General features: G+C 61.3%; 9 protein-coding genes. 7 read left to right on the top strand and 2 right to left on the bottom strand.

Annotation, left to right across the window (positions count from 1 at the left end; all coding sequences use genetic code 11):
• Window positions 1-78: 78 nt before the first annotated feature.
• Window positions 79-1,671, bottom strand: coding sequence for a GMC family oxidoreductase (locus tag ABSY17_RS02035; RefSeq protein WP_378941690.1), 1,593 nt, complete (start codon window positions 1,669-1,671; stop codon window positions 79-81).
• Window positions 1,672-1,838: 167 nt separating this feature from the next.
• Here ABSY17_RS02035 and ABSY17_RS02040 point away from each other — a divergent pair, with 167 nt between their 5' ends.
• From ABSY17_RS02040 to ABSY17_RS02055, 4 genes are all read left to right on the top strand, one after another.
• Entirely contained in the window at window positions 1,839-2,870 is a 1,032-nt protein-coding gene (locus ABSY17_RS02040; RefSeq protein ID WP_378941693.1) for a LysR substrate-binding domain-containing protein, read from the top strand.
• 171 nt (window positions 2,871-3,041) lie between these two features.
• Complete coding sequence (locus ABSY17_RS02045) at window positions 3,042-4,508, top strand: aldehyde dehydrogenase family protein (RefSeq protein ID WP_378941695.1); 1,467 nt, start codon at window positions 3,042-3,044, stop codon at window positions 4,506-4,508.
• Window positions 4,509-4,522: 14 nt separating this feature from the next.
• On the top strand, window positions 4,523-5,317 hold the full coding sequence (locus tag ABSY17_RS02050) for an enoyl-CoA hydratase/isomerase family protein (protein ID WP_378941697.1): 795 nt from the start codon (window positions 4,523-4,525) through the stop codon (window positions 5,315-5,317).
• Window positions 5,314-6,621 carry an MmgE/PrpD family protein gene (locus ABSY17_RS02055; protein WP_378941699.1) on the top strand — a complete coding sequence of 436 codons (1,308 nt, stop codon included), beginning with the start codon at window positions 5,314-5,316 and terminating at the stop codon, window positions 6,619-6,621. The genes ABSY17_RS02050 and ABSY17_RS02055 overlap by 4 nt, the downstream gene beginning before the upstream one ends.
• A 14-nt stretch (window positions 6,622-6,635) precedes the next feature.
• On the opposite strand, the gene ABSY17_RS02060 is transcribed toward ABSY17_RS02055, so the two are convergent.
• Window positions 6,636-7,559 (bottom strand): LysR substrate-binding domain-containing protein, encoded by a 924-nt coding sequence (locus ABSY17_RS02060; RefSeq protein WP_378941701.1) that lies wholly within the window; start codon window positions 7,557-7,559, stop codon window positions 6,636-6,638.
• Window positions 7,560-7,792: 233 nt separating this feature from the next.
• Here ABSY17_RS02060 and ABSY17_RS02065 point away from each other — a divergent pair, with 233 nt between their 5' ends.
• The 3 genes from ABSY17_RS02065 to ABSY17_RS02075 all read left to right on the top strand — a co-directional run bounded on the left by ABSY17_RS02065 (window position 7,793) and on the right by ABSY17_RS02075 (window position 13,412).
• Window positions 7,793-9,895: a hydantoinase/oxoprolinase family protein gene (locus ABSY17_RS02065; RefSeq protein WP_378941147.1), complete on the top strand. Its 2,103-nt coding sequence runs from the start codon at window positions 7,793-7,795 to the stop codon at window positions 9,893-9,895.
• A gap of 14 nt (window positions 9,896-9,909) precedes the next feature.
• On the top strand, window positions 9,910-12,132 hold the full coding sequence (locus ABSY17_RS02070; protein ID WP_378941149.1) for a hydantoinase B/oxoprolinase family protein: 2,223 nt from the start codon (window positions 9,910-9,912) through the stop codon (window positions 12,130-12,132).
• Window positions 12,133-12,194: 62 nt separating this feature from the next.
• A complete protein-coding gene (locus ABSY17_RS02075) occupies window positions 12,195-13,412 on the top strand; it encodes a CaiB/BaiF CoA transferase family protein (protein WP_378941151.1) in 1,218 nt (405 codons plus the stop codon).
• The last annotated feature ends 1 nt before the right edge of the window (window position 13,413 follow it).

A 13,413-nucleotide genomic window follows, 5' to 3' on the forward strand; every position in this document is an offset into this window, starting at 1 on the left:
ACAATGGCCGCGTCGCGTCCTTCGCGGGCACGCGACGGGCCGGTCATGGCATTTGTGCTGTTATTCCAGACCGGTAATTTAGGCGGCGTCGGCGAGGATCAAATCGGCCGCCTTCTCGCCGATCATGATGCTCGGCGCATTGGTGTTGCCGGTGGTCAGGAAGGGCATGATGGAGGCGTCGGCAACGCGCAGGCCGTCGAGGCCACGCACATTGAGACGCGGATCGACGACGGCCATTTCGTCGATGCCCATCTTGCAGGTGCCGACCGGATGATAGAGTGACGAACCTTCCCGGCGAGCGAAGTTCTCGATGTCCTCGTCGGTCGTCATCTCGCGGCCTGGCCTTGTTTCTGTCACGACGTATTTGGCGAGCGAGGGCGCGGCAAAAATCCGGCGTGCATGATGGAAGCCGGCAATCATTGCCCTGATGTCATCGCGATCGGTTAGATACCCATATCGGATGCGCGGTGCGGCTCGGGGGTCCGGATTGTCGACCAGGACAGTTCCTCGGCTGCTCGGTCTGGTCGGGCAGATCGCCACGGTCATGCCGGGCGTTGAATCAAGTACCAGAGCCTTGCCGAACACATAGCTTGCAGGCGTGAAAAGCAGCTGGATGTCAGGGCTTTCAAGGCCTTCGCGGCTGCGGCAGAAGACCATGGCGCTGGTGACCCCAAATGTCAGCGCACCGTTGCCCGCAGCGCCGAACTTGAGGACTTCACGGACAAGACGCCAACCGCGTGAAAGCTCGTTGAGGCTGATCAGGTTCTTGACCTGGCTGACGAGCCGTATGGTGAAGTGATCCGACAGATTTTTGCCGACGCCGCGCGAGGCGACAACAGGAGTGATGTCGAGGCTCTTGAGGTGGTCGGGGTCGCCGATGCCGGACAGCTGAAGGATTTGCGGTGATCCGATCGCGCCTGCTGACAGGATGACTTCGTGCCTGGCGCGGACTTCGCCCGCCTGGCGGCCTCGCAAGAAACGCACACCGGTGCAGCGGCCATTTTCTACAATCAGCGATGTAACCGTGGTATCGGGCTGGACCACGACATTCTTGCGGCCAGCCGGCGTTGACAGAAATGTGCGATAGGTCGAGCCGCGCAGCCTGCCGCGTCTGGTCATCTGCGCGTAGCCGACGCCTTCCTGGCGGTCCCCGTTGATGTCGGGCGTATAGCCAAAGCCGGCTTCCTGAGCGGCTTTCACAAAACTATGCGTCAATGGCAAAATGGTGCGGTAGTCCTCGACCTTGAGCGGGCCGTCTTTGCCACGATAGGTCGAGTCGCCACCTGACTGATAGGACTCGGAGCGCTTGAACAGCGGCAGGACGTTTTCATAGGACCAGCCCTGGCAGCCGAGCTGCGCCCAGCCGTCGTAGTCGGCCGGATTGCCACGGACATAGAGCATGCCGTTGATCGAACTGCTGCCGCCGAGCACCTTGCCGCGTGGCGTATGGATTGGACGGCCATGCGTCCCGGGCTCCGGATCCGATGCATACATCCAATTGTAGCGCGGGTTGTAAAGCAGGTGTCCGACGCCGGCTGGAATATGGATCATCGGATTGAGGTCTTTCGAGCCGGCCTCAAGCAAGATCACTGTTTTGCCGGCCTCAGAGAGCCGGGCGGCGATCACGCAGCCGGCTGATCCTGCCCCCACAACAATATAATCCGCGTCCATACGTGTCTCCTCCGCCCCGTCCTACAACACTCAAGCATGGCAGGGAACCAATCTGTTTTGACCGTACTGAAGAGCACAGACACCTACCGTGGCAAAATAGAAATGATCGCTATGGTCATAGGTTTCTGCTATGGCCCATGCTTGCTCGGGCCAATTGGGAGGCACATATGGAACTGAGGCAGCTGCGATATCTTATTTCGATCATCGATTTCGGCAGCTTTTCGAAAGCCAGTGGCCAATTGAATGTCGCCCAGCCAGCCCTTAGCCAGCAAATTGCCAATCTTGAAGCAGAGCTCGAGACGCCCGTTCTGATACGCAGCGCGCGCGGGGTGGTGCCGACCGAGGCGGGCGTCCGTCTCTATCGGCAAGCTCGCATAATTCTGAGTCAGGTCGAGCAGGCGATCGCCGGAGCTCGCCTTTCTGAATTCGGCGATCAGTTTACAGGGGCGGTTTCCGTCGGTCTGCCGACGTCGACATCGACCATGATCGCGCTTCCGTTGATCAAGAAGATGCGGGAGCGATTCCCCCAAATCCACTTGCGCATCGTAGAAAATCTCTCCGGTTACCTGCTCGAAATGCTGCTGAAAAACAGGATAGATCTGGCGGTCAATTTCAGCGAGGAAGCTGTGACCGGCCTTTCTGTCGAGCCGATGATTGAAGAAGATCTGTTCCTCGTCACCTCTGACCCAAAAGACGCCGACGTCCCAATTCGCCTGAGCGATGTCGCGAGCCTTCCGCTTTCCGTTCCCGGCCTGCCGCACAAGATGCGGTCACTCATCGATTCCGTCTGCGAGCAGCAAAAAATCAGTTTGAATGTCATCGCAGATGTCGATTCCCTTCCGGTATTGAGAAATATCGCGGCGTCCGGCATGGCAAATGTCATACTGCCGCAGTCGGCGCTGGCGGCCCCTGCCGCCCTGGGGAACCTCTATAGCCGGCCGATCATCGAGCCGCGTGTCAGTCGGCCTGTTTCGATCTGTCGCTCCGAAGGTGCTCCCAAGAGCAGGGCGATCGACGCAACACTGGATGTTCTCCGGCAATTGGTCAAAGAGCTTATCCTGGATGGAACCTGGCGCGGCGTGCGGCTGCACGAGGAGCTTGCAGATCGGGCGCCGAGCAAGGACCTGGAGCCGCGCTACAAGGCGCGCATGGCCACCAAGGTCAATCCGCCGGACTTCAGTTCGCACTTGGAAATGTAGTGAGGGGATTTCGCCCATCGCCGAGTGAGACTGAGTGTTGTCGGCGATTGGCAGCAGCTGTTTGCCTATTGAGATTTGCTATGACCTGCAAAGAGTTTCTTATTTCCCAGCCCGAGTGAAGCTTGGCTACTCCAATGACATGATTTCCGTATTAGGGTTGAGGTGAAACGGATGCTCGAACCTTCCGAATCCAAGAAGTCTTATCTCAGTTTCGTCGGTGGACGTGACGTGCCTGCCCAGTCGGGTGAGACGATCGAAGTCATCTGCCCGTCCAACGGCCGGGCCTTTGCGACGATCCCTCGCTGCCGCGAAGCTGATGTGGATTCCGCGGTTCGGACCGCCAGGAAGGCGTTTGACGAGGGCCCGTGGCCGCAAATGTCGGCGACCGATCGCGGCCGCGTTCTGGCGAAAATGTCGGAGCTGATCTTGCGCGACCGCGAGAAGCTGGCTCGCCTCGAGGCAATGGATGTCGGCAAGATCTATAAGTCGACGTTTTCCGACGTCACGGTTCTGGCGCGATATTTCGAATTCTATGCCGGCGCAGCCGACAAGCTGGGTGGCGATGTCATTCCGGTCGCCAATGGCTATACGGCCTTTACCTTGCGCGAGCCGCTGGGCGTGGTTGGCGGCATTCTGCCGTGGAACGCGCCGACGCAGATGTTCGGCCGCAGCGTCAGCCCGGCTCTGGCCATGGGAAACACAGTTGTCCTCAAACCAGCGGAGGATGCCTGCCTGACGACGCTGGAACTGGCCAAGCTGTTGATGGAAGCGGGATTGCCGGAGGGGGTCCTCAACGTTGTGACAGGCCTGGGCTCCGAAGCGGGCGCGGCCTTGTCGGGGCATCCCATGCTGGATTTCATCACCTTCACGGGCTCCCCGGAAGTGGGTGCGATGGTCCAGCAGGCGGCGGCGGCGAACCATGTCGGTGTGACGCTGGAACTGGGTGGCAAGTCGCCCCAGATCGTCTTCGCCGATGCGGATTTCGAGGCTGCGCTGCCAGTCATTGCCAATTCGATCATCGTCAATTCCGGCCAGACCTGCGTTGCCGGCAGCCGGCTTCTGGTCGAAGAAGCCGCATTGGGGCCGTTGCAGGAACTGTTCAGCGTCTATTTCAGCAAGCTTGCTGTGGGCTCCCATGACGCCGATTGCGATCTCGGGCCGTTGATCAATGCCAAGCAGCATCGCCGGGTGACAGGCATGATCGCGGCGGCGCGGGAGGACGGCATAGCCGTGCTGGCAGAGGGGTCGGTTGCGGCGGGCAGTTCCCCGGATGGCTTTTTCGTACGGCCGACCCTTCTCGGCCCGGTGCCGCGCGACAATGTCCTGGCAAGACGGGAAGTGTTCGGCCCGGTTCTCTCGCTTCTGCCGTTCAAGGACGAACGTGATGGCATAGCCCTCGCCAACGACACGCCCTATGGGTTGGCGGCCGGCGTCTGGACGCGTGATGTCGGCCGGGCGATGCGCACGGCCAAACGGGTCCGGGCTGGCCAGGTCTATATCAATGGCTACGGCGCTGGCGGTGGCGTCGAGTTGCCGTTCGGCGGGTTCAAGAAATCGGGCCACGGCCGTGAAAAAGGCATGGAAGCATTGCACGAGTTCTCGGCGACCAAGACCATCGTCCTGACCCACGGTCAATAGGTCACACATTGCCCATGACAGACGATTTCGAAACCCTGCGCGTCGACCGGCCGGCCGAATATATCGAGGTAGTCACGCTCAATCGACCGAATGCGGCGAACGCACTGAACACGCAGATGGGCCGCGATCTTGTCGCCTATTTCGAGGCGTTGTCGCTTGATCCGGGCCGGGCGCGCTGCGTGATCCTGACCGGGGCGGGCGACAAGTGCTTTTGCGCCGGCGGGGACCTGAAGGAACGCCGTGGCATGACGGTCGAGACGTGGAGCGCGCAGCATCTGATCTTTGAGCGCATGGCCAGAGCCATTGTCAATTGTCCGGTTCCAGTCATCGCCGCAGTCAATGGCGCAGCGTTTGGTGGTGGATGCGAGATCGCTGCTGCCTGTGATTTCATCTTCGCTTCGGAAAGTGCCAGATTCGCGCTCACTGAGGTGACGCTCGGCATCATACCCGGTGCCGGCGGTACCCAGACACTCGCCAGGGCAATTGGGACGCGGCGGGCAAAGGAACTCATCCTCACTGGTCGGCCGTTCTCGGCGGCGGAGGCGCAGGAATGGGGGCTCGTCAACGAGGTGCGTCCGGCGGCCGAATTGCTCGATGCCACGATTGCTGTAGCCTTGCACATTGCCAGCAATGCGCCGCTTGCCGCCAGACAGGCGAAGCAGGCGATCTCGCGCGGCGCCGAGATGTCATTGTCGGATGCCATGGCGTTCGAGATCGAAGCCTATAATCGCCTCGTGTCGACCGAGGACCGGGTCGAAGGGATCGAGGCCTTCAACCAGAAGCGCCGGCCAGTGTTCAAGGGGCAATGAGAGTGTTCGTCGAAGAGATTTTTGCTCTGTCGAAGAGCGCAGTTGGGGTGTCTGCAACTGGCAGGACCGAAATCGAGCATGCCTACATCGACACACTGGCGGTGATGTGTGCGGGATGGAACGAGCCTGTCACGCAAGCGATGCGCAAGGCTTTTGTCGACGTCACTCCGATCTGGCAGGCGAGAAACGCGATCGAGTCGGAAACCGCAGCGCTGGTCTGGGGGACCGCAGCACATGCGCTCGACTATGATGACGTGCACATGACGAGTGTGACGCATCCCAGTGCGGTGCTCATTCCGGCTATCGAAGCCGCCGCATGTCTTCACCCTGAGGCTGTGTCGCGGAAGGCATCTGCCTACGCGGTTGGCCTGGCGTTGAATGTCGGCCTCGGCCAGGCGCTTGGCTTTGGCCACTATGCACATGGATGGCATGCAACTTCGACAATCGGTGCCGTTGCGGCGGGGGCCGCCATTGCCCATTTGCTGGATCTAGACCAGGCTGGGTTCTCATCGGCATTGGCAATCGCGGCAGCCCAGGCCGCCGGCCTGCAGCGCAATTTCGGCACGATGACAAAGCCGCTTCAGGCCGGTTTGGCGGCCCAGGCCGCCGTGCGCGCAGGACGGCTCGCCCTTGCAGGGGTGGGAGGGGCTGAGGATGTGTTGGAAGGCACCAACGGCTTTTTGGCCGTCTACGGCGGCAACCCGGAAACGACGCTCACACTGGACGTTGAAGCAGCGCTCAAAGGCCTGTCGAAGAAACTGTTCGCCTGCTGCTACCTCGCGCATCGGCCGGTTGCCGCCGCCTTGCAGCTTCATGCCGAGGGTAGATGCTCTGCGCTCGAAGGAGCCGAAATAGACGTTCTCGTGCCGCCGGGATGCCTGAAGGCGCTGACGGTCGGCATTCCCTCGACGGGCATCGAGGCCAAGTTCTCGGGCCAGTACACAGTCGCCCATGCGCTGCTCCGCGGTGAACTTGGCCTCAGGGCATTTCTCGATTCGAGCGTGTGCGATCCCGCAGTGATCGAGCTGGCGCACCGGGTCGCTCTGCGGGAAAGTCCCGGAGAGCAGGCTGCGGAAATCGGCATCGATCGCGGCGAGGTCAGGATCACCATCCTCCGCAACGGTGTTGCCGAAGCGTTCGCCACCGTCACTCACTATCCCGGATCGCCTGCCTTGCCGATCACGGCAACCCAGCTTGCCGCCAAACTGGCCGATTGTGTCGCTCTGGGCGCTCCTGATGATACGACGCTGGAAACGCGTATCCGGGAGATGGCGCGGGACTTTGCCCGTCCGCGCGAGAACTAGGGCTGCGGCCTCGGCTATTTGAGTGTCACACCCTGCCACTTGCCTGAAGTCACGAGGTCATTGATCACTTCGATGATCAGTGCCTCGACGGCTTCTACGGGTCCCGAAGCCGGCTGAGCCGACGGCTTGCAGAGGACGATCGTCCGCTTGATCGAGGGCTCGACGATGTCGGCGACATGCAAACCATCAGCGTTCTCGCCGGCTGCCGAACGGGGCAGGATCGTCGCTGCCAGCCCCTGTCCGGCGGCGCCGCGAAGGCTTGATAGCGAGTCGATCTCGGCCACGAGATTGGGCGTCAAACCGTGCCTGGCGAAGGCGGCGTCGACAAGTGTGCGCAATCCATTGGAATGGCTGGGCAGGACCAGAGGCACGTCAGCAAGCTGCCTGACGGCAATGGTTTCGCCGGGCGTCGCCCGGATGAACTCGGCGCGGCTGACGATGCAGAGCCGTTCGACGAGAACCGGCTTGCGCAACAGCCCCTCGGCGCCATGGGTGCCATAGAGCAAAGCGATGTCGAGGCGGTTGTTGAGGATCAGTTCGCCAAGCATGCCGCTCATGTTCTCGGAAATCTGCAGCAGGATCTGCGGGTATCGCTCTCGTACAGCCTTGAGGATCGGCATGGCCAGGATCGGCGCGCAGCTGACGGGCAGCCCAATCGAGACATGGCCCGAGATGTGGTCTCCGGCTGACTTGATGTCGGATTCCATCTGCTTGAGTTGCCGCAACAGGCTCTGGGCATTTCTGTAGAGAGCCTGACCGGCGGGCGTGACCGTCACGCCCTGCCGACTGCGGAGCACGAGCTGCTTGCCATAGCTTGCCTCAAGCCCCGCGAGTTGCTGGCTGAGCGCCGGTTGCGCGATATTCATGCGCGCGGCGGCTCGTGTCAGGCTGCCACAATCCACGATGGCGATGAAGTTTGCCAGCCGGCGCGTTTCCATTGTGGAACTTCCATGCGTTACTATAAGTTCGCAGCATATAACCATCGAGAATGAATATTGTACATAAGATTTCCTTAGGCCTAGCTGTAGCTGGCCAGGGGGCCTGCACGCATGTTTCCCGCTTGACCGCGATGGGGGAACCATAGCGGCACCCGCCGGGAGGCGAGCGCCCGTTTTTGTCGGAATGACAGAGGCGGTAGCTCATGTGCTTGGATCGTTCTGGGAGGAACAAGATGGCCTACTTCGCCTCGTCCGACATCGGGGGTACGTTCACCGATACTGCCGTTATGGACCCGAAGGGAAATCTGCACAGGTACAAGGTGAGCACCGTTCCGGATGATCCGGTCAAAGGCATTCTTGCAACACTGACGCTTGCTGCCGCCGACAATGGCATCGAGCTTCGCGATTTCCTGTCACAGATTTCGATATTTTCCCACGGCACCACAATCGCCACCAATGCCGCGCTGACGCGTAAAGGTGCGAAAACCGGGCTTATCCAGACCGCCGGCTTCGGCGACACGCTGTTCATCAATCGTGGCTACAAGGCGACCGGCCTTGACGAGGCGACCAGCAAGAACTTTCGCTTGCTGACCAAGCCCGTCCCCTTCGTCGAGCGGACGCTCATTCGTGAAGTCAATGAACGCATCGACTACATGGGGCGGGTTCTTGCCCCGCTGGATGAGGTGCAGGCTCGCCAGATGGTGCGCGAACTTGTCGAACGAAAGGTCGACAGCATCGCCGTGTGCCTGCTCTGGGCCTTCAAGGTGCCGGACCACGAACGTCGCCTTCGCGAGATCATCCGCGAGGAGGCGCCCGACGTCTTCGTCACGATTTCGAGCGATCTGCTGCCGCGTCTTGGAGAACTGGCGCGCACCCAGACGGCAGTGATGAATGCCTTTCTCGGGCCCAAGGTCAAGAGTGCCATGCATTCGCTGGTCGAAAGCCTCAATGCCGAAGGCCTCCCGCGCGAACCACTGCTGATGCGCTCGAATGGCGGTCTTGCAGCGGCACGCAACGCCGACAAGGAAGCGGTTGGAATCCTGCTTTCGGGGCCTGTCGGCGGCGTCGTCGGTGCCCGGTTGGTCGGCCAGCAGATCGGCTCGAAGAACGTCATTTCGACTGATATGGGGGGCACCAGCTTTGACGTCGGGTTGATCATTGACGGTCGTCCGATGATCCAGCGTGAGACCTTCATCGAGCGCCAGGTGGTCGCGGTTCCTTCCGTGGCAATCGATACGATCGGCGCCGGCGGCGGTTCCATCGCCTCGGTGCAGAATGGCCGCCTGCGGGTCGGGCCTGAAAGTGCTGGCGCGGTGCCCGGACCGGCATGCTATGGCGCCGGCGGCACGGAACCGACCGTGACCGATGCCGACGTCGTTCTCGGCCTCGTCAATCCCGACCATTTTCTCGGCGGCCGGATCAAGCTCGATGCTGCCCTGGCGCGCAAGGCGATCGAGGAAAAAGTGGCAAAGCCGCTCGGCCTGAGCGTCGAGGACGCGGCCGAAGGCATCAAGCGCATCGTCGACAGCCAGATGGCCGATCTCGTTCGGCAGACCACCGTCTACCGCGGCTATGATCCCCGCGATTTCATCCTTGTCGCCTACGGAGGCGCGGGGCCGGTCCATGCCAGCAGCTATGGCGCGGACCTCGGCGTCGACAAGATCGTCGTTCCACGCACGGCCTCCATTCTTTCCGCGCATGGCATTCTGCTGTCGGATCTGGTGGTCGCGCGCGAAACGTCGGAAACGATGATTTGCCCGGCAGGCACGGACTCGTTTTCCGATCACATCCATGCCGAGGACGTCAATCGGGTGTTCGCTGGGCTGCAGGAATCGGCGCACAAGTCGCTTAGCGCGCAGGGCGTGGATATCGCCTCGGTGGAGTTCGAGCGCTACGTCGACGTCCGCTTCCGCCCGCAGATATTCGACCTGTCGATCGATGTGACCAAATTCCCGCTCCAGAAAGCCGATGTCGATACGCTGATCGAATACTTCATCACTACCTACGAAGCCCGGTTCGGCACAGGCTCGGCCTTCCGTGCCGCGGGCATCGAGATCAGCGCCTTCCGCATCGTCGCGCGGGCCAAGCTGGACCGATCGTCGACATCCGCCGCCGCAGCCCAGGGCGTTGCTGCAACCGACATCGCAAAGAGGAGGATCTATTCGGGCGGCGCCTGGCAGGAAGCAGCGGTTTATCGGGAACACACAATCAAGCCGGGTTTTGGCTTCGATGGCCCCGCAATCGTCGAATTCAACGACACGACGCTGGTCGTCGGCCCACGGCAGCGCGCCGAAGTCGACAAATACCTCAACGTCACCATCACCACGCAAGCCTGATCGGGAGAAAAGTCATGAATGCACCTATTTCCAGCAGCTCGCTTGCGCTCAGCCTGCGTGCGGTGGGTCCGCGCCCCGCGCTGAGAGGCGACGGTGAACTCGATCCCATCACCTATGAGGTGATCCGCCATCGTCTCTGGTCCATCAACCAGGAAGGCTCGACGACGATCATGCATGCGTCCGGCTCGCCGGTCGTGCACGCGACGGACTACAATTTTGGTATCTACATGCCCAACGGCGACATCGCGGTGTCGGGCACATTCTACATGATCCCGCTTTGTACGATGACGATGATGATCCAGATGATCAACGAGACGTTCGCTGGCGACATCGCCGAGGGCGATGTCTTCGTGACAAACGATCCCTTCATTGCCAGCGTTCACCAGAATGACGTGCAGCTCGTCGCACCCTATTTCCACGACGGCAAGCTCGTCGCATGGACCGGCTGCATGGCACATTTGCTCGATGTCGGCGGTAAAGAACCCGGCAGCTGGGTGCCGGATGCCCGGTCCTGCTTTGAGGAGGGACAGCGCATTCCTATCCTCAAGATTGTCCGCGGTGGCGCGCTCGACAAGGGGATCTGGGAAATGATCCTCGGCAGTTCGCGTCTGCCGCTTCTGGTTGGCAACGATTTCAGCGCACTGCTGGCCTCGCACCGCGTCTCGCACGAGCGCTTCCGTGAGGTCTGTGACCGCTATGGCGCCGATGCCGTTTACAACACGATGCTGCAAACCATCAACGACACGGAAAAGGAGATGCGGGCGCAGCTCGGCCGTCTGCCGGACGGAGAATTCCGCCACTCGATGTACTACGATCACGACGGGCACCAGAACAATGTCTTCCCAATTAGATGCACCATGCACAAGCGTGGTGATCAGCTGACATTCGACCTGAGGGATGCCCATCCACAGATCCAGGGCATGGGCAATGCTTCCAAAGCTGGAACTCTGGGTGCCATCGCCACTGCTCTCCTGGGAACTTTCGGGCAGGAACTCGACTGGAATGCCGGCCTGCTCGGTCCGATCTCCGTTTTGCTCGCCGATCGCACAATTCTGAGTGCGGAAGCGCCTTCGCCGATCAGCGGCGGTTCGGTGACCGCGAACTGGATCGCTTCCGCCGCCGCCACGGCCTGTGTCGCGAAGATGTTGGCGTTCTCGCCGGAATTTTCGGACTATGTCTGCGGTCCTGCCGATGGATCCTGGCTGCTCGCCCAGTTCGGAGGGCTCAACCAGGCCAACGAACCCTATGCGATCATGTATATGGACTCGCTCGGTTGGGGTGGTCCGGCATTCCGGTCGCGCGATGGCGTCGATACCGGCGGGTCGCTGATCGTGCCCGCGGGCGGGTTCAACGATGTCGAACTGCACGAGAAAACCTCGCCCATGCTCTACCTTTGGCGGCGCGAGTTGCCGGATTCCGGCGGCGCGGGGCAGTTTCGCGGTGGTAATGGCATCGAGTACAGCCTTGCGATGTACGATACCGAAGTTCTGTTCGGAACGCTTGCGAGCCATGGTGTCTCGTTCCCGGACCAGATCGGGGTGCTGGGCGGCTACCCAGGTTCGGTGTGCAATTACGACCTTGTCCGCAAAAGCAACTGGAAGGAACACCTCGCAAAGAATGGCAAGGTGGCAAAGCAGAGTGACCTCGTCGGCGAGCGCAAGCTTCTGGAAGCCAAGACGTCGATGCAGTTCTTCCCCGGTGATGTCGTCAACATGGTCGTCCAGAACGGCGGTGGATATGGCGATCCATTGCTACGGGATCCCACTCGTGTCGAGGACGACGTGCGGCGTGGCGCGGTGACGATCAAGACCGCCAGGGATCTCTATGGTGTCGTACTGAACGATGGATCCGTCGACGGGGCTGCCACCAAGGCTGCTCGCGAGGAGGTTCGTCGCAAGCGTCTCTCCGACGCGAAGATGCCCAAGGCGCGTTCCGCCGGCAATCAGACATCAGGTTCCGGCGCCATGACGTGGGGGGCGGCACTGTCGGTCGGCAAGAATGCCAGCGGACTGGTGATGCGCTGCGAAAATTGCGGCGAGGGGCTGGGCGATGCCGGGACGAACTGGCGCGATGGTGCGGCGGTGCGCAATCCGCGGGCCGAAGAGTTGGGGCCGCATATCCGCATCGATGATCGCTTCATCTTCGAACAGCTGGTTTGCCCGCATTGTGCGACGTCTCTTTGGGTCGATACGCGCAAGCGTGACGAGGCCTCTGCGGTCGATTTCCAGTTGGCCTGACATCAGCTTCGGGCGGCGCGTTTTTGCGCCGCCCTTATTCCCTATCCAAGAGCAAGAGTGAAATGGCATCAGGAATTCTCTCAGGTATACGGGTTCTGGACCTGACCCAGAATGTGGCGGGACCGTTCTGTACCCAGGTCTTGGCGGATTTCGGCGCGGAGGTGATCAAGGTCGAGCGCCCGCAGGGCGGCGACGACACGCGAGCATGGCTTCCCCCGGAAATCGGTGGCGAATCCGCGACCTTCCTGGCGCTGAACCGTGGCAAGAAGAGCCTTGCGATCGACCTTTCGGACCCGCGCGGCCAGGAGATCGTCATCCGTCTGGCCCAGGAAGTCGATGTTCTCATCCATTCGCTGCGTCCGGCGAGCGCCGAGAAAATGGGGCTCGGTTACGAGGAACTGGAAAAGCACAATCCCAGCCTCGTCTACTGTGCCATAAGCGCTTTCGGCGAAAAGGGTCCCTTGCGCGACCTGCCCGGCTACGATCCTCTGATCCAGGCGTTCAGTGGCATCATGAGCGTCACCGGCAACGAGGGCGACGCGCCGGTGAGGGTGAGCGTTTCGCTGGTCGACATGGGCACCGGCATGTGGTCGGCGATTGGCATCCTGGCTGCCCTTATCGGGCGTGGCGAGACCGGCCTTGGCACAAAGGTGGAGGCAAGCCTGCTCGACACGGGGCTTTCCTGGATGTCCGTGCCGATCGCAGGCTTTCTTGCGACGGGCAAGACGCCGCAGAAGCTTGGTTCCGCCATGGCCATGGCTGCTCCATATCAGCTGTTCCGGACTTTGGATGGCTATGTTTTCATTGGAGCGGGCAACGACCGGCTATTCGCGCGGGTCTGCCAGGCACTGGATGCCACCGAACTGGCCTGTGATCCGAAATATGCAACCAACAGGCAGCGTGTCGCCGCGCGGTCGCTGCTGCAGGAGGACATCGAGTCGTTCACGCAGAAGCGAACGACCGCCGATCTCGTCGCGGCGTTGCGCGCGGTCGGTGCGCCTTGCAGTGAACTTAACGAACTCCCGGACGTTCTCGCCCACCCGCAAGTGGCGGCTTCCGAGATGATCTTGCCACTGCCTACCAGCAATGCAGCCGACCACAGGGTCGTGGGGACGCCGCTGAGACTGGCCGGCCGGCGTCTGGCAGAAAGCGGTCCACCACCGAAACTGGGCCACGAAACGCGCGCCATCCTTACCGACCTCGGGATAGGCGAGCAGGAATTGGATACCTTGATCGGCGACGGCGTCGTCGCCCAGCACACCACGCTTGCGGAGCATTGAG

Origin of the sequence: Mesorhizobium sp. ANAO-SY3R2, from assembly GCF_042466635.1 — a bacterium.
GTDB lineage: Bacteria > Pseudomonadota > Alphaproteobacteria > Rhizobiales > Rhizobiaceae > Aminobacter.

Bases quoted from the DNA above. Each gene is read 5' to 3' on its own strand.
- ABSY17_RS02035 (WP_378941690.1), bottom strand. From the start codon at position 1,671: ATGGACGCGGATTATATTGTTGTGGGGGCAGGATCAGCCGGCTGCGTG.
- ABSY17_RS02040 (WP_378941693.1), top strand. From the start codon at position 1,839: ATGGAACTGAGGCAGCTGCGATATCTTATTTCGATCATCGATTTCGGC.
- ABSY17_RS02045 (WP_378941695.1), top strand. From the start codon at position 3,042: ATGCTCGAACCTTCCGAATCCAAGAAGTCTTATCTCAGTTTCGTCGGT.
- ABSY17_RS02050 (WP_378941697.1), top strand. From the start codon at position 4,523: ATGACAGACGATTTCGAAACCCTGCGCGTCGACCGGCCGGCCGAATAT.
- ABSY17_RS02055 (WP_378941699.1), top strand. From the start codon at position 5,314: ATGAGAGTGTTCGTCGAAGAGATTTTTGCTCTGTCGAAGAGCGCAGTT.
- ABSY17_RS02060 (WP_378941701.1), bottom strand. From the start codon at position 7,559: ATGGAAACGCGCCGGCTGGCAAACTTCATCGCCATCGTGGATTGTGGC.
- ABSY17_RS02065 (WP_378941147.1), top strand. From the start codon at position 7,793: ATGGCCTACTTCGCCTCGTCCGACATCGGGGGTACGTTCACCGATACT.
- ABSY17_RS02070 (WP_378941149.1), top strand. From the start codon at position 9,910: ATGAATGCACCTATTTCCAGCAGCTCGCTTGCGCTCAGCCTGCGTGCG.
- ABSY17_RS02075 (WP_378941151.1), top strand. From the start codon at position 12,195: ATGGCATCAGGAATTCTCTCAGGTATACGGGTTCTGGACCTGACCCAG.